This is a genomic window from Clostridiales bacterium (assembly GCA_014799665.1).
Lineage (GTDB): Bacteria > Bacillota > Clostridia > Christensenellales > Pumilibacteraceae > Anaerocaecibacter.
Genome location: JAAVHP010000012.1, coordinates 309639 through 335272 on the forward strand (window position 1 = coordinate 309639; position 25634 = coordinate 335272).

Here is a 25634-nt window from a genome sequence, read left to right on the forward strand (position 1 = left end):
GGAAAGGAGATAGGTAGATATGGCTACTTTTGAAAGCATACGAAACAGCAACGGCATGAACGCGGAAGAGCAGTCGACTTCGCCCGTTAAGATCGTTATAGTCGGCGTGGGCGGCGGCGGCAGTAACGCCGTCGATAATATGATCGAAGCGCACGTCAATGTCGATCAGTTCATGGCAATCAATACCGACCGTCAGGCGTTGCGTATCAGTAAAGCGAAAAAGCGCGTTCAGATCGGCTCGAACATAACCAAGGGCTACGGCGCGGGCGCTAACCCCGAAAAGGGCAGGCTTGCCGCCGAGGAATGCCGCGAAACGCTCAAAGGGCTTATCAACGACATGGATCTCGTGTTCATTACCGCAGGCATGGGCGGCGGTACGGGCACGGGCGCCGCGCCTATCGTTGCCGAGATCGCGCACAGCCTTGGCAAGCTCACGATTGCGTTCGTTACTACGCCGTTCAAGTTCGAGGGCGAGATTCGTATGCGCAATGCGCAAATGGGTATTGCCAAGCTCCGCGAGCACGTTGATTCGATCATCATTGTGCCTAACGAGAAGCTTGCGACCTTTGCCAAGGACATGACCACGCAGGAAGCGTTCAAGTACGCCGACGATATTCTTCGTCAGGGCGTGCAGGCGCTTACCGATCTTATAGCCAACCCCGGACGTATCAACGTCGACTTTGCCGATATCCGCACCGTGCTTGAACAGGGCGGCGATTCCATTATGGGCATTGGGCGTGCGAGCGGTCAGAACCGTGCCGTCGACGCCGTCAAGAAAGCCGTCAATAACGCCGTGCTCGATACCTCTATCGAGGGCGCGACCCGCGCTATCGTCAACGTTGAGGGCAGGGAGATCAAGATGGACGAGGTGTCGCAGGCGGTCGAGCTCGTTCGCGATATCTGCGCGCCCGACGCGAATATCATATTCGGGCACGCGATTGTTCCCGCGCTCAAAGACGAGATACAGGTCACTATCGTTGCTACCGGGTTCAAGAAGGGCGGACCTTCCGCGCCTGCGCAGCGCACTCAGCAGCAGCCGCTTATCCAGCCGCAAAACCGTGGCGGATATCCCGTACAACAGAATCCGTACGGCAATCAGGGCGGATACCCGAACAACGGCGGTTACCAGAACGGTGGATACCAAAATAACGGCGGTTATCCCATTGGTAATAACGGCTATCCTCAACAGCAACAGCAACCGCAGCAGCCGCAGGGCGTACCGCAGCAACAGACATTCTTTAACTATCCGCCGCAGGGCACGCCGCAGCCGCAACATCCGCCGCGCCGTAACGACGGGAACGGCTACGTCGGGCTTGACGACGACAGCGATACTTCGTGGCTGAGCAAGCTTAATAAACGTAAGTAATTTTTCTTCCTTTTTTGTGAACAAAAAGGAAGCGAAAAAAACTTTAAGCAAAAATAACGAAAGAGTGGTTAATCTTAGCCACTCTTTTTGTGGTATGTGGAAAATTTAAACGAACGATAGCCTTCCCCCTGAGGGGAAGGCAAGAATACGGATATTAATAAAAAGAATGGTTAAGTTCAACCACTCTTTTTGTATTTAACGTAAAAGTTTTCTTTGCTTCTTTCTTGTTCACAAGAAAGAAGTTAAAACATAAGCTTGTCGCGGAGCTCGCCGAGGTACCAGCTCGGTCCTTCCATGATAATACGGTCAAACTTGGGTTTGAGCTTTTCGGTGATATTCAGCGCGTAGCAGAACGGCAGTATATCGTAATAATAATGCGGGTTTTCTTCGACGAGCAGTTCGAGCCGCGCTATCTCGGCTTCGAGCAGGAAGGTCTTGAACGAAGCTATCCTGCCGTACACCGCTATTTCTTTTTTGGTACGTATATCGATTTTCCGCGCTATAATATTCACGACCACGCAAACAACGAACGCCGCGGCGAGAAGAAATTTTGTATCGAACCCCTGTGCAAACCCGAGCACTGCCGCAAACGGTATCCCGCCCCAGGCGCCGAAGAATATGAACTGGAAATACCGCCATTGCCCGTCAAACGGTGCGAACCTACTGAATATTACCGCAACGATAGGGAATACCATTGCCACGTAAAGAAAATCCCCCTGCGTAAGCGCGCAAATAATCGTTACGATTATCAGCATCCCGATCGCCAATGCCGTAGACATAATGTATAGCTTTTTGCTAAGCGGCGTGCGGCACTCCTTGGCTTTGTCGTTGCATTTCTTAATGAATTCCTTGTTACTGTCGAGGAAAGACGATGGCGCGGCAAGCGTGTAGAACACGTCGCTACCTAAAAAGATCTGATCGAAAAGCTCTTTCTCGTACTCGTAGTTTGCAAGCACACGCCGCGGCGTGCCGTGTAAAAGATCGAAGTCGGGCGGGGTAAGATCTTTAAGCTTAGTCAGTTTGAGCCCGCGCTTGCAGTCTTCCTCGATCGTTATAAACCCGCGATCCGCCCAATAAAGCATGAGCGGGTTGATTATGTCGTGTGCCGTTTTATTGTGTCCGTAGTAGCCGAAAAGCACGTCAACGGGCGAGTAGCCGCGCGGCGGATAGAACTCGACGGGACGGAGCGCGCGTTTCAGCTTGACCTTGCCGACGATTATGGCGGTTAGAGGAACAACCAACGTCACGCTTATAAGCAGAACGCATAAAATCAAGTTGACCAAGCTCATGTTAAATCAACGCCCCCTGTAATGCCTCGTCGTCCTTGTACCACTTGGGCGGAGCAGTTTTAATAAACTTGTGCTTTACGAACCGTTTAATATTGAATGCGTACAGCATAGGCAAAACTTCGTAGTAGTCGACCGTGCTCAAATCGGACGCGGACGACCACAGAAAGAACTTGCGGTAGTTAATAAGGTCGGAGTAGTCGGCAAGATTGTTCTTTTCGCGGTAGTCGACGAACCGCACTAGGAACAGCGGACCGGCAAAGAGAACTATCGTTGCTACGTAGATTATGCCAAGCGGGTCGAAGCTCCAAGAAAATCCCGCCATAATAAAAGCAACCGAGCCGGCTAGCCAGCCGCCGCACCATACCGCTTTGAAAAGCTTCGGCATATCGTTTATGAACATCAATACGAATAAGCCAATAAGCGACGTGCCGACGCCCGCTATGGACATGAATTGTCCCTCGTATACGGCGCTCCACACAACGCACAGCACGCTCGGGATCAACGAGAGCAGTATAGTAATAAGCTTCAAGGTAAAGTGCTTTGCCGAATACACGCCCTCGTCCTCGCGGGTAGCGTACTTCTTGCGTATGTTCGTTTCCTTTTCCTTGCTGAAAAGGGGTTGTCTCAAATCGATCGGGCCGCTGTTGAACTTTTTGCAAGCGGCGTGGAAAAAGTCGTACTCGCGCACGTACGTTCCGCGGTCGAAAAACACAGCTTTCTCGTTGTCGTGCTTGGGCATACTTTTTACTTTGTGTATTCTGACCTTGTACTTGCTTACGTATTTAACGGTTATTAAGCCACGGTTAGCCCAATGCACGATAAGCGCGCGGGTGAGCCGCCGCGCGTACGTTCTGCCTATAAAAATACGCTTGACGTCGAGGGGGGAGAAACCGTCGGGCAGGCTCGTAATTTTTTCTTTCTTTACGTTCCGCCGCGCGCGCAAGCCGAAAATAAGTACAAGCATAAGTATCGCGAGAATACAGCCGTACACTCCGCCCGCCAACGCATAATATATCGATGTGACAGAAGAAATAAACAATTTAGCCCTCGAATAGCGTTATCCGTAAATATATTAGCAAATTCGCGCCGTGTTGTCAACTGCGTGCGATAATACGCGATTTCTTCTTTGACAAAATAGGTGCAAAACAGATAAAATGCGTTCGGCGTTTCGACATAATTGTTATGACAATTCGTTTGTGGTTTGCTAAAATAACGCCATGTACATAGAGTTCGTTATTGCCGATAATTTTTTGCTGACCTACCTCGCTGCGTCTGCGGCGGCGCGGCTTGCGCATAAAGCCCCGTGCGTGTGGCGCAACCTTTTGGCAAGCCTTGTGGGTACCGTCGTCGCCGTGTTCTATCCGTTTATGCGACTTAACGCGACGACGCAGATTTTAGTCAAGCTCGCGTTGTGGGGCGTGCTGTCCGTGATGCTGTTCGTCAAAACGCCGCGGGCGGTGCTGTCCGGCCTTATGTTTTTAGGCGCTACGTTTGCGTTCGGCGGGGCGAGCTATGCCGTGGGGCTCGCACTGTATGGAAACACTGTTGCGGCGCAGGCGTTCTCGCTAAAATACCCGCTGTTCCTAACGCTCGGCACGGCGGCGGTCGTGTATACGGCTGTGCGGTACTGCATTTCCAAAATGCGGTTGAAGCGGGCGAGAGAGCCGTACGAGTACGGGATAGAGGTTACGGCTTACGGCTCTACAATGAAGTTCTCGGCGTTCCTCGATACGGGCAACAGTGTTTTCGACCCGACTACGGGCTTGCCGATAATAATAACCGACGTCGATAGGTTCACCCAAAAGCTCGACGGCGCGGCGGCGGTCGAGTTCGTCAAAACCCTTCCTAGGCTACGAAAAACCTCTATCGGCACGGCGGCGGGAAGTACGGATATTTTTATAATCAAACCGACCGCAATAACGGTCTATACGGACAGGCAGGCGCATAAAATAAATGCAATGATAGGTTTGGTCGGCGGCAGGTCTTTCACCAAGGAACACGAGCTGCTGCTTAATCCCGTAGCGATATCGGAGGTCGTATGCTGATTAACAAGATTATGAACGCGATCAAGCGGGTGCTTGCCGTTAAGAACTCGGGCGGAGAGCTCGACTACGTAACGGGAAGCGAAGGCTTACCGCACCCGTTGGAGCCGCAGGAGGAAGCGGCGGCGCTCGCTCGGCTCAAATCCGATCCCGAGGTCAAAACCCTGCTCATCGAGCATAATTTGCGGCTCGTGGTGTATATCGCGCGCAAGTTCGATAACACGGGCGTGGACGTAGAGGACCTTATTTCGATAGGCACGGTGGGGCTTATCAAGGCGGTCAATTCGTTCGACGCGGACAAGAATATCAAGCTGGCGACCTACGCCTCGCGCTGTATCGAGAACGAAATTTTGATGCACCTAAGGCGCGTGGTGCGGCTTAGAGCCGAAGTGTCGCTCGACGAGCCGCTCAACGTGGACGTGGACGGCAACGAACTTGTTATGGCGGACATACTCGGCACCGATCCCGACGCGATAGGCAAGGAAGTCGAAAACGAAGCGGAGTGTAAGCTGTTAAACGACGCACTCGAACGGCTCAATAAGCGCGAGCGGGTAATAATGCAAATGCGGTTCGGGCTGGGCGGCGCGAACGAGAAAACGCAAAAGGAAGTCGCGGACATATTGGGCATATCCCAGTCGTACATATCGCGGCTTGAAAAGAAGATAATCTACCGCCTTAAAAAAGATATTTCGAAAGCGTTACAGGTGTAGCCCTAACGATTAGCGTTTTATCCTGAATTTTAACAGCAATGCGATAACTCCGCAAAGAACGGCAAAGACGGCAACCAATACGGGCAAGTGCCATATTTGAATACTCGTCATAGCCTTAAAAGCTATCGTTGCGGGAAAAGCATAAGAGATATATTGCATAAACGTGGGCAGCAGCTCTGCGGGAAACATAATGCCCGAGAGCATAATGGACGGCAGGAAAATTATCATTGCCGCCATAGTCAGCTTCGACTGTTGCTTTATTAAAAGTCCGAAAATACAGCCTACGGCAAGCGTTACCGCAAGCAACGCTATGAGCGATAAAAAATACATAAGTATATCTGCGGGCAACTCGGCTTTAAATATAAAAGGCGATACGGCGAAAATAATAAGACATACCGCAAGCGTATGTATAAATGACGAAATAAACTGCGTTATAACGCCAAACCAAATAGGCGCGCCGTTCGCTTTGTAAACCTTTTTAACGTCGGTGCCGTAAACCTCGGCAAGAGCGGGCGGAAGCCCCATTAGTGCGCTCATTGTTATCGTAAATACCGTCATGGACGAAATCAGCGTTTTTGCGGCGTCGGCGTCGATTGAAGTAAAGATCCCGCCCATAAACAGAAAAAACACCAGCGGAATAAGGTAACAGGTGATAAGCATACCTTTACTGCGTATATCCAATTTGAATTGTAAACCTATTCCGTAAAATAACGCTTTCATTATTCCGCACTCCTAACTACGTTAATAAAATGCCGTTCAAGCGAAATTATGTCGGTTTGAACGGAGTTTATGACGATACCCTTTTTCGTATAGTCGGTCAGTATTTTCAATAGCGTTTCGGCTATATTTTCGGTTTCGTATTCTTCCTGACCGTCGGCGGTTTTTATGCGGATAATATGCCTATTACCGCCGTTTGCCGTAAACTCGTCAACCGTGCCGATGAAAGCGATACAGCCGTCCTTTAAAACGGCTATTCGGTCGCATAGATATTCCACTTCCGCCATATCGTGGCTTGCGAGAATTATCGTTTTGCCGTGAGATCTTAACGCGCGGATCTGTTCGTGCAACGACACGCGCCCTTCGACGTCGAGCCCCGCAGTCGGCTCGTCGAGAAAGATAATATCGGGATCGCCGATAAGAGCTAATGCTAGGTGCAATCGGCGTTTTTGTCCCGTCGATAAATCGGCGTACTTCTTTTTCGATAGTTCGGGGATACCGAGCGAATTCAGCATTTCGTTATCGGGCGCGGTCTTGGTCCATTTTGCAAACAGTTTTACCGCTTCCATGGGTCTAACGTGCGCTTGCAGGGTAGAGGACTGCAATTGAATACCTATTTTACCGTTGATCGTAATTGTGCCGCTATCGTATGAGCGCAAGCCCTCTATACATTCAAGAGTAGTGGTTTTGCCCGCGCCGTTTACACCGAGCAAACCCAAAATTTCGCCTTTATGTACGGTAAGGTCAATGCCATTTAACACCTGGTTTGCGCCGTAGCATTTATATAATTGCTTAATTTCGATTACGTTATCCATTATTTCCCTCGAAAGGGTCGATGCCCGAATTATTAAAGTACGCACCAAGCGCAGGCTCGATAAAGCCTTTTAGCGTGCTTTGTATATTGTTAAAGCCGCCGTCGCTTGCTTGCGTTTTTCCTAAATTCATCAACTGCGGCAGCATACTCATATCGCCGTCGGTAAATTCGGTTATCAGCTGCCAAAACTCCTTTGCAATGGTTTGCCCCTGTTCGCTGTTCGGTGAAACGCCGTTTTCGATATGTTTTTCGGCTACGCTTATAATTGCGTTGAATCTATTAATAAAATCTGCGCCGGTAGCTCTATCAAATTTTTTGTGACAGTGATCGAGCATATTATCGTCAAAATATTTTATAAGACCGTAATACTTGTTTCCCATTTGCAGGTTGACGATTATATCGGCATACTTAGAAAAATCTACGGCTTGCATTTGCTCAATTTCGTTTTTCAATAGCTCGATCGACTGTAAAGAGCGGGCGAGTGTATCGATCTGCGCTTGAACGGCATTGCCTTGTTCGGTAAGTGCGTCTATCGCTTTTTGGGGCGTGTCGATCGAAATCAAGCGGTTTTTGATTTCGTCGAACGAAAAGCCGAGCGATTTAAGAGTTAGAAATTGGTGGAGCTTGATTATATCCTCGTCGTTGTACAACCGCCGCCCGCCCTCGCTTATGCAGGATGGACGGAACAGCCCTTCGCGGTCGTAATATTGTAATGCGCGAACGGTTATGCCCATTTTCTTTGCGACTTCGCCGACGGTCATATAGCCTTGCGGTATTGCTTTATACTTTGTCATAATTCACTCCTTTCATGTATTATAAATCATTACGCGGCGTAACAAGCAAGCATTTTAACGCATTTTAAAAATATTTATAGCGTAGCAAATAGGGAAGCGAAAAAGGCGCGACTTTTTGCCGCGCCTTAATGTTAGGTGTATTAAACGGAATTTCGGTCTTTTCTAATCGACTACTTTTTTGTGTATCGCGGCGATAGCCGTTTTTTCGAGCCGCGACACCTGCGCTTGCGAAATGCCGATCTCTTTCGATACTTCCATTTGTGTCTTGCCGTCGTAGAAGCGCATCATAAGAATTTTGCGCTCGCGATCGCTGAGGTGCTCGACCGCTTCGTCCACGTCGATCTTGCTCAATCGGTTTTCGTCGTCCGCGCCCGCAATCTGGTCCATGACGAGCACGGTGTCGTCGCCGTCGTGGTAGACGGGGTCGAACAGTGACACGGGATCGGAAATGCCGTCGAGGGCGTACACTACGTCTCTGACGGGCATATCTAGGGCGGCGGCGATATCTTCGAGAGTAGCCGCGTCGCCCGTTTCGTACTCGATTTTTTGTCGGGCTTGAAGCGCGTGGTACGCCGTGTCGCGCACCGACCGAGAAACTCTGAGCGGCGAGCAATCGCGTAAAAATCTGCGTATCTCGCCGATTATCATGGGTACTGCGTAGGTGGAAAAGCGCAGGTTGTACGAAACGTTGAAGTTTTCCATTGCCTTAATAAGCCCGATACAGCCGACCTGGAAAATATCGTCCACGCTCTGCTTTTTCGCGGCGAAGCGTTGCGTCACCGAAAGAACAAGGCGCAGGTTTGCCATAATAAAGAGCTCTCGCGCCGCCTCGTCGCCGTTCTGCGCCTTGACTATAAGCTCCATCATTTCTTCGTGTTTGAGCTTGGGCAGGGTGGACGTATCCAGTCCGCAAATGTCTACTCGTGTTTTCATGCGTATACCTCTTTGGTTAGTTGCCGATTTGCCCGATGCCAACCCTATGTTCAACACGGGTTGGCATCGGGTATGGGATATACAAAAAGTTTGGCTATGTAAAAGGGGTAATATTCCGGTATATCGGAGTAGATTGTGAAAATGTCGTCGATTAACCGCGAAATGCTCATACACGATTAAAATCGGAATACGCTATAGTGTAAAGAGAATAAAAATAAGTATTTGGGTTAATTTATGTTAATCTCTTGCTATTTTGTAAACAATATAGTATAATGAGATTTGTAAACGTATGCCCGAATTTAAGGTGGGTTAGCGGGTACAAACGTGCTTCAACAGCGCTAGGTAAATGCTCGTAGGATTTGTCTCGGCACGCCCCTTTCGCCGTCATACCAAAGAGAAAAATTCAAGTTTATACCGACTTGAATTGGCGAAGCACACTAAATTTTACTTAATGGGTAAAAGCATAAAATGAAACAGATGAATATAAAATTCTCGCCGCCGGACATTTCCGAGCTTGAAATAAACGAGGTTGCGGAAGCGTTAAAGTCCGGTTGGATCACTACCGGTCCGAGAGTAAAGAAGCTCGAAAAGCTGATTGCCGAATACGTCGGCACACCTAAGTGCGTTTGTCTTAATTCTCAGACCGCTTGCTCAGAAATGGCGTTGCGCGTTCTCGGTATAGGAGAGGGCGACGAGGTAATCACTTCGGCGTATACCTACACCGCGTCGGCGTCGGTCATTTGTCATGTCGGCGCAAAAGTCGTGCTCGTCGATACGCAATCGGATAGTTTAGAGATGGACTATGCCGCATTGGAAAAAGCAATCACCGAGCGCACCAAGGCGATCATCCCCGTCGATTTGGCGGGTATCCCGTGCGATTACGATAAAATCTTCGAGATCGTCGAAAAAAAGAAAAAGCTGTTCAAGCCGAACAACGATATTCAAAAAGCTATCGGAAGAATTGTCGTTTTAGCGGATACTGCGCATGCGTTCGGTGCGGCGTGGCACGGCAAAATGGCGGGAAGCATAGCGGACTTCTCGTCGTTCAGCTTTCATGCGGTCAAGAACTTTACGACGGGCGAGGGCGGTGCGCTTACCTGGAATCATATAGACGGAATAGACGACGAGGAGCTTTACCGTCAATTACAGCTTTTGTCGTTACACGGACAAAACAAGGACGCGCTTGCAAAAACTCAGCTCGGCGCGTGGGAGTACGATATTATCGGCACTTGGTACAAGTGTAACATGACCGACGTGGCGGCGGCTATGGGGCTTGCGCAGTTCGAGCGTTATCCGCAGATTTTAAAGCGTCGGCGCGAAATAATCGAAAAGTACGACAAAGCGTTTAAGCCGCTCGGAATAGGGGTGCTGTCGCACTATACGAACGAGCATACGTCTTCGGGACATTTGTATATTACGCGCGTGCCGAACATATCGATAGAACAGCGTAACGATATAATTACGCAAATGGCGGAAAAGGGCGTTGCATGCAACGTTCATTATAAGCCGCTCCCCATGCATACGGCGTATAAACAGCTTGGGTTCGATATCAAAAATTATCCCAACGCCTACGCGCAGTTTGCGAACGAGATAACCTTGCCGTTACATACCTGTCTCACTGACGACGAGGTGGAGTACATTATCGAAAGCTTTTGCGGGATTGTTAAAAAGTATAAATGTTAGTTTGTAAGTGGGATAAGCTTCCCGAAAAAATGAAAAACGACGCGGTGTATCCGTATTGGCGGAAGCTGCGGAAAAAGAACTTCTCGCTGTTTTGGAAGCGAGTGTTCGATATAGTGGTTTCGCTTTTAATGTTGATACTGTTATCGCTCGCTTTTCTTATTTTGGCGATTGCGATAAAGTTCGACAGCAAAGGTCCTGTGTTTTACAGGCAGGAGCGCGTCACGCAGTACGGCAAGCATTTTCGTATACATAAATTCAGGACGATGGTTACGGACGCCGATAAGATAGGCAGTCAGGTAACCGTTGCGGGTGACAGCAGAATAACCAAGGTTGGGCGGCGGATACGGCGGTTACGCTTGGACGAAATAAGCCAGCTGATAGACGTACTCGTCGGAACGATGACCTTCGTTGGGACGCGCCCCGAGGTTCCGAAGTATGTGGATCGGTATACCGACGAAATGATGGCGACGTTGTTATTGCCCGCGGGCGTTACCAGCCTGGCGAGCATTAAGTATAAGGACGAGGACAAATTGCTCGAAAATGCCGAGGACGCAGACGAGACTTACGTAAACGACGTGCTGCCCGGCAAGATGGAGTATAACTTTCAAGCTTTACGCAAGTGCGGGTTTTGGCGTGATATAGGTATCATGTTCCAAACCGTAGGTGCGGTGTTCGGGAGATAAAATTGGAAGAAATTTTGGAAGAACAATCGAAACAGCGGGAATTTTCCGTTTTGATGTCTGTTTATAAAAACACAAAGCTAAGCGAACTGAAAGAATGCCTTGACAGTTTGGAAAATCAAACGGTAAAGGCAACCGAGTACGTTATTGTTCGAGACGGGCAAGTGTCGAGCGAGCTAAACGATTATCTTGATTCGCTGGAAAATGATTTATCGGGATGCAAAATTATCCGCTTGGAACAAAACGTAGGTTTGGGAAATGCGTTGAAGGAAGGCATGGCTCATTGTTCAAACGAGATAATCGCAAGAATGGACACTGACGATATTTGTGTTAAAAACAGATTCGAGGAACAGCTTGATTGTTTTGAAAATGACGAAGAACTGTCGATAGTTGGATCAAATATTGCGGAATTTATCGATAGCGTAAGTAACGTGGTAAGCTATCGAAACGTTCCGCGTGATCATGATGACATTTGCGAATATCTTAAAAAGAGATGTCCGTTCAATCATATGACCGTTATGTTCAAAAAAACCGACGTAGAAAAAGCGGGCGGGTATTTGCATTGGCATTATAACGAGGACAGTTATCTTTGGGTTCGTATGTATTTAGCGGGCGCAAAATTTTATAATATTCAAGAAAATCTCGTATGCGCGAGGATAGATGAGTCGACGTTCGCACGCCGAGGCGGATACAAGTATTATAAGAGCGAGCGGGATTTGTTTAAGTATATGTACAAAAACAAAATAATCGGGTTTGGGTCTTATGTAAAAGCTAAGACGATTCGATTTATTTTATACGTGCTTATGCCTAATAGAATGCGGCAATGGGCATATAAAAAATTCGCTCGAAAATAGAATTAACGATTATGACAAAGACAATAGATTTGGAACAACTTAAAAAAATCGAATTGAAATTACTTTCGCAAGTTCACGAGATTTGCGTTGAGTGTGGGTTTCGGTATTCGTTGGGCGGCGGAACATTGCTCGGGGCAGTGCGACATAAAGGCTTTATCCCGTGGGACGATGATATCGACATAATGATGCCGCGACCCGATTACGACGCATTTATTTCGTATTGTGCCTCGCACGAAGTCCCATTTGCCGTTTGCTCATGGGAAAACGATAAATCGTACGTTGATATGTCTGCCAAAGTTTACGATCCCAATACGGTTTTGAAAGACGAGAATATAGTCAAAACCGATTTAAACGTAGGGGTGTTTATCGACGTTTTCCCCATCGACGGATTGGGCGACACTTACGACGAAGCAAAAAAAAGATTTCAATCCACGTCCATCAAGCGGTCGTTGTTGGTGGCGGCGCAATGGAAAAAGTTTTTCCGTTCAAAAACCCACGCATGGTATTACGAGCCTGCGCGTTTTGGCGCATACGTTGCCAGCCGCTGCATCAATAAGAAAAAAACTTTTGCAAAAGTTCTAAAAAAATATACCGATATTGATTTTGACAGCGCGAAATTTGTAGGAGCGGTCGGCGGGTCGTACAGGCTTAAAGAGATTCTGCCCGTAACGCTCTATACCGATTACGTCGATTTGGATTTTGAGGGACAGAAGTTTAAGGCAATAGCGGGTTATGACGAATATCTTAAAAGCCTATACGGCGATTATATGACTTTGCCGCCAGAAGAAAAGCGCGTTTCGCATCATACGTTTGAGGCGTTCTACAAAGACGATATAGGTGAAGCCGATGAATAAAGTTGCCGTTTTAATGAGTAGCTATAACGGCGAAAAATATATTCGCGAACAGATCGACAGCATACTCGACCAGCAAGGCGTAGAAGTGATTTTGTTCGTGCGTGACGATGGATCGTCCGACGGCACGAAGGATATACTTTCCGCATATGAAACCGAACACGCCAACGTTAAGGTCGAATATGCGCAGAACGTCGGCGTTGCGAACAGCTTTATGAATTTATTATACTCGGTTTCGAATGATTTCGACTTTTATGCGTTTTCGGATCAAGATGATATCTGGGAGCCGAATAAGCTCAGCGAAGCGGTAAAAATGCTAGAAGAAAAAGACGCGTTGCTATACGGGTCAAATCAAGAATGCGTCGATCAAGCGGGGCAACATATAGGAATGCGTTATGCCACAGACGCGAAGATCAATATGACTCCGATAGCTATCGTGCAAAATAATATGATAGCCGGCTGTACCATGGTTTTTACGAGTAAGCTGTACAAGCTTTTGACCGAAGAAATCAAGCGGCCTTCTCAGCGGTTATTAAGAAGCAGAATGCACGACGTATGGGCTCCGTTGGTGGCGGCGGTGCACGGTGGGTTGATTTATGATACGCGCTCGTTTATAAAGTACCGCCAACATGAAAACAATGTGGTCGGCGCGCAAATCAGCGCAAAAAAACGTAGAAAGGCAATAAAGAGAAAGTTGTTCAACAAAGAAAACAGAAACAGCAGAAGCTTGACGGCAAAAGAGATTTGCGAAAAATTTCCGGACGAAGCAAAAAAAGATTATTTGCTCGAAGTTTGCGCGAACGCTCATAAATTAAAAAATAAGCGATTACTTATAAAGAATAATAAGTTGCTACGCTCCTATACGGGCGAGAGTAAGACAGGTTTTATTATAAAGGTGTTACTGGGATTATATTGATGGCTTTTTTGATGCTTGCTATTTTGATAATACTTCTGTGCGTATCGTACTTTGCAGGCAAACGGAACTTATTGTCTCCGTGGTTTTTATTATGTCTTGCCGTATTTTTACCGTATATTATTATTCTGTGCAACTGGGAAAACTGGAACGTGCAAATCAGCGGAATTTTTGTGTTATACGTAACTACCGCGCTGTTGGCTTTCGGTTGCGGTATGCTTATTATTACTAAGCTCTTTCGCAAGACTACCGCAAAATACCCGGAGAATTCGGTCGTTACGGTTAAAAAAAGCGAGCTATACGGAACAAATCCGAGCAGAAAGAGATATCCCACTAACTCCTTGTTGTTGATTTCGCTGGTATGTACGGTTTTGTACGTTTTAAAATTAGTGATGGACGTAGGCTTGTCGTCGTCGTTAAGCACTATGCTTCGCAATATCTACAATAATGTTGTAAACAACAATTATTCACCCGGATTTGTTTTCAATCAAATGCGGGAAATCATTACGGCAATCGCATATATCAGTTTATTTCGCTTTTTGCAAGAGCTGTTCTCAAACAAGCCGTACAAAACATTTATTAGATTAGCAGTGCCTATTTTACTCTTTATTGTTCTTGCGATCATGTCGTCCGACAGAAATATATTTTTGAGATTTGCCATTTACGCAATTTGCATGTACGTAGTATTTTTTCAACACAAAAGTAAGAATATGCGGTATGCAAATAAACAAATTGTATTTCGCGTCATCATCTTGCTCATGATAGTTGTGGTAATATTCTTCCTTATGGGGAAGGCTAAGCAGTACTCGTCCGACTTTACGCGCGCAATCAGTATATACGGCGGTTCGGGTCTGTATAATTTTAATCTATGGTTGCAAAAATTCGACGGGGAGCTGTATTACGGTGCATCGACGTTCAGCACGTTTATCAATCTTTTAAATACGCTTCTAAGTCCGTTTGGGGCTCAAATTCAAGGGGTGGCGGATATAGCAAGATTTGACGAGATGATAATATTTACGTCGCCAAACGGCTATGTCTACGTATCAAACATATATTCGGCAATGTATCCGTACGTACAGGACTTTGGATATTTCGGCGTGATAATTTTTCCGTTTGCGATCGGGGCTTTTTACGGTTTTCTTTTTGAGCGCGCAAAAAAACGTAACAATGCGTTCTCTTGGCTCATTTATTGTCTTCTTATTTATCCCATCGTTTTCTTCGCGATTGCGGAGCAGCTAATTCGCAGATTTCATCTTGGCTTTGTATACGAAATCGTTTGGTGCGCAATCATATATTATTTTGCTTGCGGTCGCGGGCGTATAAGTAAAAAAAGGATTGTCTCATTGCCGAAAGGAGAGTGCTGTAAATGCAAGGAATAGCTAATATAGCCGTTATATTTGCCGGTGGCGTCGGTAGCAGAATGAGGAGTAGGGATATTCCCAAACAGTTTCTCGTCATTCACGGCAAGCCGATCATAATTCACACGCTCGAACATTTTGAGCGCTGCGAAAATATCGACGCAATAGTTATTGCTTGCGTTAAAGAGTATATAGATAAGATGCGCTTTCTTGTCGAGCGATACGGCATTACCAAGGTCAAAGACATAGTTCCCGGCGGCGCGACGGGACAGCAATCTATATACAACGGGCTTGTTGCCGCTAAAAAAACGGCAACCGTAGATAAAGCGATAGTTCTTATCCATGACGGTGTTCGTCCGCTTATAAACGAAAAGGTCATATCGGAAAATATCGAGAGCGTGAAAAATTACGGTTCGTGCATTACGGCGGGCATCGTTAAAGAAACGATCGTCGAGATAGACGACGGCGGCAATATACTCAACGTTCCCGAGCGTAAAAATTCGCGCGTGGCAAAAGCACCGCAATCCTTCTATCTAAACGATATATTATCGGCGCACGAAAAAGCGATATCGGAAAACAAGTTCGATTTTATCGATTCCTGTACGATGATGAAGCATTACGGTCATACGCTTCACATGATAGACGGACCGTACGAGAACATAAAAATCACCACGCCCGACGATTATTATACCATGCGCGCTATACTCGACGTGCGCGAAAACAATCAGATCTACGGCGACGAGGAATGATGGATTACTCTCAACTCAACGGAAAAAATGTTTTTATCACGGGCGCGACGGGGCTTATAGGACAAGCGCTGGTAAGAAAGCTTGTTTTGCAAAACGCAAACGTTATAGCTCTCGTGCGCGACGAAGCAAGAGCGAAAGAAATATTTTCGGATTTGCCGCAAACGAAAATTCGCTATTTTGTTTGTGACATGTGCCACCTGCAAGCGGAGAATATTGGCGCGGATTACGTTATACACTGCGCGTCCTTTACTTCAAGCAAAGATTTTGCGGAACGCCCCGCCGACGTAATATCGAAAAACATTCGAGGAACAGAGCGTGCCCTTGACTTTGCGGTAAACAACAACGTAAAAAGCTTCGTGTATTTATCCACAATGGAAGTGTACGGCTGCCCAACTACAGATGACAAAATCTCTGAAGACAGCCCTACAAACTTGAATGCGATGAGCGTTCGGTCTTGCTATCCCGAGAGCAAAAGACTATGCGAATGCTTGTGCGCGGCGTATTCTAAACAATACGATCTACCCGCAAAAGTGATAAGACTTACTCAGACTTTCGGTGAAGGGGTTAGGTATGACGACGGCAGGGTGTTCGCCGAATTTGCAAGATGCGCAATAGAGAATAGGAACATTATACTCAAAACCAAAGGCGAAACTAAACGCAATTATCTTTATATCGACGATGCGGTTAGCGCTATTCTTGCCGTGCTACTGTACGGAGAAAGCGGCGAGGCGTATAATGCCGCGAATGAAGATACGTATTGCAGCATTTATGAAATGGCTCGGCTCGTCGCCGAAAAATGCTCGAACGGAATAAAAGTCGAAATAAAAGAAGAAGACGTAACGAAGTTCGGTTATGCTCCCACGTTGCACATGAATTTATCGTGCAAAAAGCTGAATGCGCTCGGTTGGACGGCTAAGGTCGGGCTGAAAGAGATGTTCGATAATACCATAGCATATATGCGAAAAAGCAAGGGGCTTTAATATTCGGTAGAATTGATTTTGTACCTATGACGAAAACGATAACGGCAAAAAAATTCGCGTCTAACGTTGTTTTTTCTATAATAGCGCAAATTATATCGATGGTTGTGAGCTTTGTTCTTACTCTCATCGTTCCGAGGTTTATCGACGAGTATCAGTACGCCTATTGGCAAACGTACGTGTTATACGTCGGTTACGTAGGCGTTCTGCATTTCGGTTTGCTTGACGGGCTTGTATTGCGTTATTCCAAATACGATTATGAAGAACTCGATAAACCGAGGTTGCGTTCGCAGTTTACCGTTTTATTGATTTTTACGAGCGTAGTTATGATAGTTATGGGGGCGACATCGTTGCTCGCCCTAGGCGGAACCAATAAAATAATATTTACGCTTGTTGCCGTCGGCATCGTTACTAAGAATTTTGTAACGTACGGATCGTATATGCTTCAAATTACGAACCGTATAAACAAGTACGTAATAATGATCATTGCGCAACGGCTTGCGTACGGAATTATCGTAGTTATTCTGCTTGCGCTTAGGGTAAACGACTTCTATTGGTATTGCATTGCCGATTTGTGCGGAGATATTGTTGCGATAGTAATCGGACTGTTCTTTAACCGCGGCTTATATTTGGGAAAAACGTTGAAGCTTCGCGAAACGTTTGCCGAGCTGAAATTAAACGTTTTTTCAGGCGTCATTCTTCTAATGGCGAATTGGTCCGCAATGCTTATGATTGGCGGCGCAAAAATGATCATACAGTGGCGGTGGGACGAGCTTGTGTTCGGAAAGGTATCGTTTGCATTCAGCGTTTCGAATGTTTTTCTGATATTTGTTACCGCAATAAGCGTCGTTCTTTTTCCGTCGTTACAGCGCATCGACCGCGACAAGCTTCCGCAAATGTACAAGAGCATACGCGGCGTTCTTTCGCCGTTGTTGTTCTTTATTATGATATTCTATTTTCCCGGCTGTTGGATTTTGGATAAGTGGCTTCCGGCATATTCGCAGAGCCTTATATATTTGGGCGTGCTGTTGCCCATAATAATTTACTCGTCTAAGGTGAGCCTGCTTACTAACAATTATCTTAAAGTTTACCGCAAAGAAAAAAGCATGCTGCTTGTCAACGTTATTTCGATAGCGGTAGGGTTTGCGCTTTTTGCATTATGCGCCTATGCTTTTGGAAATCTTACCGCGTTGCTTGTGAGCGTTGTGTTCGTTATCATGCTCAATTCCGTGCTTGCCGAAATATTCGTTTCGAGGATAATTCACGCTAATCTTGTAAAAGAGTTTATCATAGAGGCGGTGATGACGGCGGCTTTCATATTATGCGCGAGTATGCTCTCGCTTTGGTGGGGGTGCCTGGCGTATTTCGGAGTTTTCGTTGTGTACGGCGCAATAAATTATAAATCGCTGGTCGCGTTGTTTAAGAGAATATTCAAACGCAAATCAACCGAAACGGTAGAAGTTGCGCAGGAGACTGTTGCCGATACCGAGGAAAGCGAAGCGATAAATAACGACGGCGATCAGGCGCCTGTTGCGGAGGTGGAAGAATGAAAGGTATAATACTTGCGGGCGGAAGCGGAACGCGCTTGTATCCGCTGACCAAGGTAACGAGCAAACAACTGCTGCCCGTATACGACAAACCGATGGTTTTCTATCCGCTGTCTACGCTTATGCAAGCGGGCATACGTGATATCCTTATAATATCCACGCCGACCGATTTGCCCAATTTCGAAAAATTGCTCGGCGACGGCAGCCAGCTCGGTATTAAGCTAAGCTACTGTGTTCAGCCTTCGCCTGACGGGCTTGCGCAAGCGTTTTTGCTCGGCGAAAAGTTTATAGGTAACGACGCGTGTGCCATGGTGCTCGGCGATAATATCTTCTACGGCAATCACTTTGACGAATATCTCAAACGCGCTACGTCGAATGCGGAGAAAGGAAAGGCGACGATTTTCGGCTACCACGTAAATGATCCGCAACGCTTCGGCATAGTTGAGTTCGATAAGAACGGCAAAGTTTTGTCGGTCGAGGAAAAGCCGCTAAAGCCGAAATCTAACTATTGCATAACGGGACTTTATTTCTACGACAAGCGCGTCGTCGAATACGCGAAAAAGGTCAAGCCGTCCAAACGCAACGAGCTGGAAATAACCGATCTCAATCGCTTGTATCTTGAAGCGGGCGATTTAAATGTGGAGCTTCTCGGCAGCGGCTTTGCGTGGCTGGATACGGGAACAATGGACAGCCTATTGGAAGCTTCCGAGTTTGTGCAAATGATGAGCACTAGGCAGGCGATAACAATATCCGCGCCTGAGGAAGTGGCGTTTAATAACGGCTGGATAACGAAAGCGCAGTTGCTGACCGCGGCAGAGCAATACGGCAAATCCCCGTACGGCGAGCATTTGAAAAAAGTTGCGGAGGGGAATATATAATGAAGAAAACTATAATCGTTACGGGCGGCGCCGGCTTTATCGGCAGTAACTTCGTATTCCATATGCTCAATAAATATCCAAACTACCGCATAGTGTGTTTGGACAAGCTGACCTATGCAGGTAATCTTTCCACGCTTAAAAGCGTTTTGGATAATAAAAACTTCCGTTTCGTTAAAGAAGATATTTGCGACCGCGCGGCGGTATACAAGCTTTTCGAAGAGGAAAAGCCGAATATCGTTGTTAATTTCGCCGCCGAAAGCCACGTGGACAGAAGCATAGAAAATCCCGACGTGTTCCTGCAAACGAATATAATGGGTACGGCAACGCTCATGGACGCGTGCCGTAAGTACGGTATAGAGCGTTACCACCAGGTATCGACGGACGAGGTTTACGGCGATTTACCTCTCGACCGTCCCGATTTGTTCTTTACCGAAAACACGCCTATTCACACGAGCAGTCCGTATTCGTCGAGCAAGGCGAGCGCGGATCTACTCGTGCTTGCGTATAACAGAACGTACGGCTTGCCCGTAAGCATAAGCAGATGCTCCAACAATTACGGACCGTACCACTTCCCCGAAAAGCTTATTCCGCTTATGATAGCCAACGCGCTTAACGATAAGCCGTTGCCCGTGTACGGCAAGGGCGAGAACGTTCGCGATTGGTTATATGTGGAAGACCACTGTAAGGCGATTGATTTGATTATCCATAAAGGCAGAGTGGGGGAAGTATACAACGTAGGCGGGCATAACGAAATGCGAAATATTGATATCGTTAAGCTTATATGTAAAGAGCTCGGCAAGCCCGAAAGCCTTATAACCTACGTAACCGACCGCAAGGGGCACGATTTGCGTTACGCGATCGATCCGACAAAGATACACGACGAGCTCGGCTGGTTGCCTGAAACCAAGTTCGCGGACGGCATTAAAAAGACGATAAAGTGGTATCTAGATAACCGTGAATGGTGGGAAACGATAATAAGCGGCGAGTATAAAAATTACTACGAAAAAATGTACGGAAACAGATAATGAAAGTTTTGGTAACGGGTGTAAAAGGACAGCTCGGCTACGACGTCGTTAAAGAGCTTGAAAACCGCGGGCATACCGCGGTAGGCGTGGACGTCGACGAGATGGATATTACCGATCCGAAACAGGTCGAAAGCGTTATCGGAGAGGTAAAGCCTCATGCGGTTATTCACTGTGCCGCATGGACGGCTGTGGACAAGGCGGAACAGTTTCCCGAAAAGGTGTACGATGTCAACGCGCTCGGCGCAAAATATATTGCAGAGCAGTGTAAGCATATCAATGCGAAAATGGCGTTCATATCCACCGATTACGTTTTCGAGGGCGTGGGTAACGATCCGTACAAGGTAGACGACGAGCGAAAAGGTTTATCGGTATACGGAAAGACGAAAATTCAGGGTGAAGATTTCGTTACCGAAATACTCGACGAGCATTTTATCGTCCGCATAACTTGGGCGTTCGGAGTAAACGGCGGCAATTTTGTAAAGACTATGCTTAGGTTGGCGGATAGCGGTAAGACCGAGCTTAACGTTGTAAACGATCAGATCGGGTCGCCGACTTATACCAAGGATTTGGCACGACTGCTCGTAGATATGGTCGAAACCGAAAAATACGGAGTTTATCACGCGACGAACGACGGATTTTGCAGTTGCTACGAATTCGCGTGCGAGATATTCAAGCAAGCGGGAAAGACCGTAAAAGTCAATCCCGTCACGACGGAAGAATATTTGAAAATGGTTCCGCAGCAAGCCAAGCGGCCGCTCAATTCACGGCTTGATAAAAGCAAGCTTGCAGAAAACGGGTTTAAACCGTTACCGACTTGGCAGAATGCCGTTAAGAGATATTTACAGGAGATCAAAGGATAATGGGACAAATTAAAGTACAAAAGAATGTCGGCGGAATAGAGGGGCTTTATATTATAGAGCCTGCCGTTCACGGCGACAGTCGCGGATATTTCATGGAAACGTACAACAAGCGGGATATGGAAGAAGCGGGACTGAATATGAACTTCGTTCAGGACAATCAGTCTATGAGCGTGAAAGGCGTGCTTAGAGGTTTGCATTTTCAGAAACAATATCCTCAGGGCAAGCTTGTCAGAGTAATAAAAGGCAGCGTATTCGACGTTGCCGTAGATATTCGTAAGGGAAGTAAGACATACGGCAAATGGTTCGGTGTGGAGCTCACCGAGGAGAATAAAAAGCAGTTCTATGTAAGCGAGGGGTTTGCGCACGGCTTTTTGGTGCTCAGCGATACAGCGGAGTTCTGCTATAAGGTGACAGACTTCTATCATCCCAACGACGAGGGAGGTATTGCTTGGAACGATCCGTCTATCGGTATCGACTGGGGCGTAATCGGCGAATATAATGGCACTGCCGATCCGAGCGGATATACGCTAAAAGACGGTTCGCCGATCGTTATGAGCGATAAGGATAAAGCGTGGGATAATCTAAGTGTTATTAAATAAAGTTAAAATAATATTAATACTTTGTTTTGTGACCTTCTGTGCCGCGTTTTTCTGTGCGTGTTCGCAGGCCGCGCCCGATTACGAGCATAACGGGAAGGTCAGCGTAACCGTTTTGAACGGCGAGCATTATTCTGTCAAAGGCGGGAATAAACATGAAATCGACCGAGGCGGCGAAGTTACGTTCGATATAGAATTGGAGCGCGGCTATGCAATAGCCGGTGTTTTCGGCGACGATAAAAACTGTGAATATACCGATGACATTAGTTTTAATCAAACGTTAACGGTATCAAACGTTAATTACAACGTAACGGTAAGGTTACTGACAAAGCAATTATCGACTAACGAGTTTAATATAGTATACGATGAAAACTTCGGAAGCATTAAGCTTACATCCGCATTAGGAGAAGCTCACAAGGGAGAGTACTACTCTACGGATATTGTCGATTTAACGGCTATCGCAAAAGACGGTTATAGATTTATTTGTTGGAGTATCGGAGATTATATTGCTAACGGAGGGGAGCTTTACAGTTATTTCGCCGGCTTTGATAATTTTGATTTCAAAACGTATTCGACCGTTTATGCAAATTTCAAAAGCGTACGCGATATGCGCAATACGATAATATACGATTTTGTTAACGGTAGCGAACTCGTACAAGATTGTGCAACGCTTATAGCGCATCATCCCCGTGCAAATACCATGACGGCAGTCGAGCTTCGCGAGCAAGGAGTAGATTGCGATAGTAAATTGCTTGCGGGATGGCTTAGCGAGGACGGTGATTATGTTGGGCTTGGCAGTCGGGTCGCAGTGAACGACGAGCGTTATATCAAGCTCGACGCTATCTGGAAAAATTATGCTTCGGTAAACGATTTCGCAGTTGATGAGAGTGGAAATCGGATAACCGAATTTAAAGGCGTCCCCGATAAAAACGGAGAGGTCGTTGTTCCGCGTGAAATCAACGGAAAAACAATATCGTCGATTGCCTCGGAGGCTTTTAAGGGATGCGGGCTTTCAGCGTTGTATTTGCCCGACTCAATCGAAACAATCGAAGACAACGCATTTCTCGATTGCATTTATTTGACCGAAATTTATATGTCGGATAATATAGTCAATATTACCGACGCCGCATTTAAAGGTTGCAAAAATTTAACTACGCTGCACTTAAACGCATTTCATAAACCGCGGTTTAATTATCAAGAGATAGGACAGAAAACCGATTTGTACGATCTGTTGGAAAAAAATGCGGATAACGGTAAAAGAAAAATCGTAGTGCTTGGTGGTTCGAGCGTCAGATATGGGTACAGCACTTATAAAATTCGAGAAATGTTTTCGGAAGTTTACGACGGTGAATTTGATGTATACAATATGGGCTGGAACGCCGGGTTTTGCTCTTTGGCGCAGTTTGAGGTGATAAACAAATCCTTGCGAGAGGGCGACGTTTTTATTCATGCGCCTGAGTTGTATGGCGGACAGCTGTTGGGCGATGTTGCAGTTTCACCTTTGACGGGGGAGCAAGCAGCGGTTCTTACCGGTGATTATTCTTTGATTTACAGAATTGTCGAAACGAACTACGATTTCTTGTCGTATTTGACTGTCAGTAATTATGCTAATGTTTTTTCTATGCTCGCTACGTTTAATAAAAACAGATTGATACCGCCTTACCCGCCGCGTGAATACACCGAGTATTTTAAGGGCTTTGTTGACGACGATAGTTTTGGGATTCGTTCTACTACCGAGATGGTTGAAGCGGAAGGCGGTGAAAATAAGGCGTACAGCGGTAAAAGCAGTTTTGAAAATTTAGATTATTATAAAGATTGCTGGAATCGGTTGAATGCGTACATTTACAGCCGTATTGCAGACGGTGTAAACGTGTTTGTTGCGTTCTCGCCTATAAATGTTTGTAATTTGGAACTGACATACGATACGACCGATAGTATGATCGCGGCAGCGGATAACTATACTCAATTAGTTAAGACGGTCCTTGCCGATTCAAACGTGACGCTGATAGGCGAGCAGAAAGACTCGATCTATGCGGGAGAGCATTTTGTCGGACACGATTTCCATTTGGGTGCTCCGTTCAGAGATACTCATACGGAAAATATAATAAGCAAGCTGATCCAGGCGCTTAGGGACTCGTCGTTGTTGTAAATGAATACAGTGTTTTTAACAAATCCATATATTCTTACTTTAACGGTGATAGCTCTTTTTGCCGCCGTGATTTATCGATTGATAAAAAACAAGATCGTCTCTACAATCGTTGCCGCTTGTAGTTTTACATTAATGCTTGTTTGCGTAGTGTATTCTTTGCTTCTCGGAGCGGAATTTACCGAAGTGTTGATATATGTATTGGTGTTTACGCTTTTATATGCATTGACTTTCGTTTCGCATAATACGACGTCGGATAAAAATAATGAGCAGGCGGAAGGCGAGTCTATCGTTCATATAAAAGACGGCCCGGACAATAGTGATGAAGTTTATAACCCCCCGGAAGAAAACGACGAGGCAAAAGGAGAGATGCTGTGAGTTTTAATTCGGTTTCTTTTCTTATTTTTCTGCCCGTTGTAGTTATTTTATACTGGGTATTGCCGCATAGATTTCGTTGGATAATGCTGCTCGTAGCAAGTTATCTATTCTACATGAGTTGGAATCCGTGGCTCATATTCCTTATCGTATTTACAACGGCTGTTTCTTACGTGGCCGGTTTGTTGATAGAAAAATATGATAACAAAAAGGCAAAAAAGGCTTGTCTTGTAATAACGCTTATTTGTTGTTTGGGAACGTTATTCTTCTTTAAGTATTTCACTTTTGCAACAAATCTGTTTATCAGCGTTGTCAACGTATTCGGCGGAAACTGGGCGGAATTTACGTTCAGTTTGATACTTCCCGTCGGCATATCGTTTTACACTTTTCAAACGCTCTCGTACGTTATAGATGTTTACCGCGGTCGTATTAAAGCGGAACGGCATTTAGGCTACTATGCCCTGTTTGTAACTTATTTCCCGCAACTCGTTGCAGGTCCGATAGAACGGCCCGAAAATCTTATTCCTCAGCTAAAAGCGAAGAACAAGTTTAAATCCGAAGATCTTGCCGACGGGTTCAGAATTGCGATAGTAGGTTTTTTTAAAAAGGTGGTCATTGCAGACGGGGTGGCAATATTCGTAAACGCGGTATATAATAATCCCGCACAATCAAACGGATTAACGGTTATTATCGCTACGGTTTTGTTTGCTATACAAATATATTGCGATTTTTCGGGTTATACGGAAATTGCGATCGGGGTTGCCCGAATGATGGGTGTGCGGTTAAGCGATAATTTCAATCAACCCTATTTAGCGACGAGCATAAAAGATTTCTGGCGTAGGTGGCATATCTCGTTAACAACTTGGTTCACCGATTACGTTTATATTCCTCTAGGCGGCAACCGTTGCAAGCCCTATCGCTGGGCTATCAACGTTATGATAGTTTTTCTATTGAGCGGCTTGTGGCACGGCGCGGCGCTGACATTTATTGTGTGGGGCGGTATACACGGCGTTTACCAAATTGTCGGTAAGGCAAAAAATGCCGGATTAAAAAAGTTGGAACAGAAACACGGGTTCAAAATTGCCGACAATGCCGCGACTGTATTTTTGCGGCGCACGATAACTTTTGCGCTCGTTTGTTTTGCTTGGATATTTTTCAGGGGGAATTCTCTTTCGGATTGCGGAATACTTATTTCGAAAATATTCACCGATTGGTCGGGAAGTATGAGCGCGCTCTCGTCCATAGGCTTTACCGCGTCGACGGCTATAGAGATCATGCTAATGTGCGCGATTTTGGCGTTATCGCAGCGTATAACAAAATTCGAAACTAAGCAATATATAAACTCAAATGGGACAAATGCCGTTTTTGCGCGAAGCATATTATACGTTTGTATGATTATCGCAATAGCTTTGGCGTGGATCGCGCTCGTATCGGGCGGCGGAGAAAGCGCATTTATTTATTTCCAGTTTTAACGGTG

The 25634-nt window shown here is 46.3% G+C and carries 25 protein-coding genes; 19 read left to right on the forward strand and 6 right to left on the reverse strand.

Annotated elements, in window-relative coordinates; translation table 11 throughout:
- The first annotated feature begins 19 nt into the window (after positions 1-19).
- A complete protein-coding gene (ftsZ, locus tag HDT28_06055) occupies positions 20-1366 on the forward strand; it encodes a cell division protein FtsZ (protein ID MBD5132133.1) in 1347 nt (448 codons plus the stop codon).
- 242 nt (positions 1367-1608) lie between these two features.
- Here the strand turns inward: ftsZ and HDT28_06060 are convergent, their stop codons facing one another.
- A complete protein-coding gene (locus tag HDT28_06060) occupies positions 1609-2655 on the reverse strand; it encodes a DUF2207 domain-containing protein (protein MBD5132134.1) in 1047 nt (348 codons plus the stop codon).
- A 1-nt stretch (position 2656) separates the two neighbouring features.
- Positions 2657-3694: a DUF2207 domain-containing protein gene (locus HDT28_06065; GenBank protein ID MBD5132135.1), complete on the reverse strand. Its 1038-nt coding sequence runs from the start codon at positions 3692-3694 to the stop codon at positions 2657-2659.
- A 178-nt stretch (positions 3695-3872) separates the two neighbouring features.
- Between HDT28_06065 and HDT28_06070 the strand changes: the two genes are divergently transcribed.
- On the forward strand, positions 3873-4700 hold the full coding sequence (locus tag HDT28_06070; protein MBD5132136.1) for a hypothetical protein: 828 nt from the start codon (positions 3873-3875) through the stop codon (positions 4698-4700).
- Positions 4694-5407, forward strand: coding sequence for an RNA polymerase sporulation sigma factor SigE (sigE, locus tag HDT28_06075; protein MBD5132137.1), 714 nt, complete (start codon positions 4694-4696; stop codon positions 5405-5407). Before HDT28_06070 ends, sigE begins: the two co-directional genes overlap by 7 nt.
- Positions 5408-5416: 9 nt before the next feature.
- Here sigE and HDT28_06080 read toward each other — a convergent pair whose 3' ends face one another.
- The 4 genes from HDT28_06080 to HDT28_06095 all read right to left on the reverse strand — a co-directional run bounded on the left by HDT28_06080 (position 5417) and on the right by HDT28_06095 (position 8665).
- A complete protein-coding gene (locus HDT28_06080) occupies positions 5417-6127 on the reverse strand; it encodes an ABC transporter permease (protein MBD5132138.1) in 711 nt (236 codons plus the stop codon).
- The gene (locus tag HDT28_06085) at positions 6127-6939 is read right to left on the reverse strand and encodes an ABC transporter ATP-binding protein (protein ID MBD5132139.1); all 813 of its coding nucleotides are present in this window, start codon (positions 6937-6939) and stop codon (positions 6127-6129) included. The genes HDT28_06080 and HDT28_06085 overlap by 1 nt, the downstream gene beginning before the upstream one ends.
- Positions 6932-7732: a MerR family transcriptional regulator gene (locus tag HDT28_06090; GenBank protein ID MBD5132140.1), complete on the reverse strand. Its 801-nt coding sequence runs from the start codon at positions 7730-7732 to the stop codon at positions 6932-6934. The genes HDT28_06085 and HDT28_06090 overlap by 8 nt, the downstream gene beginning before the upstream one ends.
- Before the next feature lie 162 nt (positions 7733-7894).
- The gene (locus tag HDT28_06095; protein MBD5132141.1) at positions 7895-8665 is read right to left on the reverse strand and encodes a sigma-70 family RNA polymerase sigma factor; all 771 of its coding nucleotides are present in this window, start codon (positions 8663-8665) and stop codon (positions 7895-7897) included.
- 477 nt (positions 8666-9142) lie between these two features.
- On the opposite strand from HDT28_06095, the gene HDT28_06100 reads away from it, so the two are divergent.
- From HDT28_06100 to HDT28_06175, 16 genes are read left to right on the forward strand one after another with little or no spacing between them, the layout of a single operon-like run.
- On the forward strand, positions 9143-10348 hold the full coding sequence (locus HDT28_06100) for a DegT/DnrJ/EryC1/StrS family aminotransferase (protein MBD5132142.1): 1206 nt from the start codon (positions 9143-9145) through the stop codon (positions 10346-10348).
- Positions 10342-11031: a sugar transferase gene (locus HDT28_06105; GenBank protein ID MBD5132143.1), complete on the forward strand. Its 690-nt coding sequence runs from the start codon at positions 10342-10344 to the stop codon at positions 11029-11031. The genes HDT28_06100 and HDT28_06105 overlap by 7 nt, the downstream gene beginning before the upstream one ends.
- A gap of 2 nt (positions 11032-11033) precedes the next feature.
- A complete protein-coding gene (locus tag HDT28_06110; protein ID MBD5132144.1) occupies positions 11034-11882 on the forward strand; it encodes a glycosyltransferase in 849 nt (282 codons plus the stop codon).
- Between the two features lie 11 nt (positions 11883-11893).
- Entirely contained in the window at positions 11894-12736 is an 843-nt protein-coding gene (locus HDT28_06115; protein ID MBD5132145.1) for a LicD family protein, read from the forward strand.
- Positions 12729-13649 carry a glycosyltransferase gene (locus tag HDT28_06120; GenBank protein MBD5132146.1) on the forward strand — a complete coding sequence of 307 codons (921 nt, stop codon included), beginning with the start codon at positions 12729-12731 and terminating at the stop codon, positions 13647-13649. The genes HDT28_06115 and HDT28_06120 overlap by 8 nt, the downstream gene beginning before the upstream one ends.
- Positions 13649-15025 carry an oligosaccharide repeat unit polymerase gene (locus HDT28_06125; protein MBD5132147.1) on the forward strand — a complete coding sequence of 459 codons (1377 nt, stop codon included), beginning with the start codon at positions 13649-13651 and terminating at the stop codon, positions 15023-15025. The genes HDT28_06120 and HDT28_06125 overlap by 1 nt, the downstream gene beginning before the upstream one ends.
- A complete protein-coding gene (locus HDT28_06130; protein MBD5132148.1) occupies positions 15013-15753 on the forward strand; it encodes a 2-C-methyl-D-erythritol 4-phosphate cytidylyltransferase in 741 nt (246 codons plus the stop codon). The genes HDT28_06125 and HDT28_06130 overlap by 13 nt, the downstream gene beginning before the upstream one ends.
- On the forward strand, positions 15753-16733 hold the full coding sequence (locus tag HDT28_06135; protein MBD5132149.1) for an NAD(P)-dependent oxidoreductase: 981 nt from the start codon (positions 15753-15755) through the stop codon (positions 16731-16733). The genes HDT28_06130 and HDT28_06135 overlap by 1 nt, the downstream gene beginning before the upstream one ends.
- Before the next feature lie 26 nt (positions 16734-16759).
- The gene (locus HDT28_06140; GenBank protein MBD5132150.1) at positions 16760-18280 is read left to right on the forward strand and encodes a hypothetical protein; all 1521 of its coding nucleotides are present in this window, start codon (positions 16760-16762) and stop codon (positions 18278-18280) included.
- A complete protein-coding gene (gene rfbA / locus HDT28_06145) occupies positions 18277-19155 on the forward strand; it encodes a glucose-1-phosphate thymidylyltransferase RfbA (protein ID MBD5132151.1) in 879 nt (292 codons plus the stop codon). The genes HDT28_06140 and rfbA overlap by 4 nt, the downstream gene beginning before the upstream one ends.
- Positions 19155-20180 (forward strand): dTDP-glucose 4,6-dehydratase, encoded by a 1026-nt coding sequence (gene rfbB / locus HDT28_06150; protein ID MBD5132152.1) that lies wholly within the window; start codon positions 19155-19157, stop codon positions 20178-20180. The genes rfbA and rfbB overlap by 1 nt, the downstream gene beginning before the upstream one ends.
- Positions 20180-21040, forward strand: coding sequence for a dTDP-4-dehydrorhamnose reductase (gene rfbD, locus HDT28_06155; protein MBD5132153.1), 861 nt, complete (start codon positions 20180-20182; stop codon positions 21038-21040). Before rfbB ends, rfbD begins: the two co-directional genes overlap by 1 nt.
- The gene (gene rfbC / locus HDT28_06160; GenBank protein ID MBD5132154.1) at positions 21040-21639 is read left to right on the forward strand and encodes a dTDP-4-dehydrorhamnose 3,5-epimerase; all 600 of its coding nucleotides are present in this window, start codon (positions 21040-21042) and stop codon (positions 21637-21639) included. Before rfbD ends, rfbC begins: the two co-directional genes overlap by 1 nt.
- Before the next feature lie 28 nt (positions 21640-21667).
- Complete coding sequence (locus tag HDT28_06165; GenBank protein ID MBD5132155.1) at positions 21668-23785, forward strand: leucine-rich repeat domain-containing protein; 2118 nt, start codon at positions 21668-21670, stop codon at positions 23783-23785.
- Entirely contained in the window at positions 23786-24160 is a 375-nt protein-coding gene (locus tag HDT28_06170; protein ID MBD5132156.1) for a hypothetical protein, read from the forward strand.
- Positions 24157-25629 carry an MBOAT family protein gene (locus HDT28_06175; GenBank protein ID MBD5132157.1) on the forward strand — a complete coding sequence of 491 codons (1473 nt, stop codon included), beginning with the start codon at positions 24157-24159 and terminating at the stop codon, positions 25627-25629. The genes HDT28_06170 and HDT28_06175 overlap by 4 nt, the downstream gene beginning before the upstream one ends.
- The last annotated feature ends 5 nt before the right edge of the window (positions 25630-25634 follow it).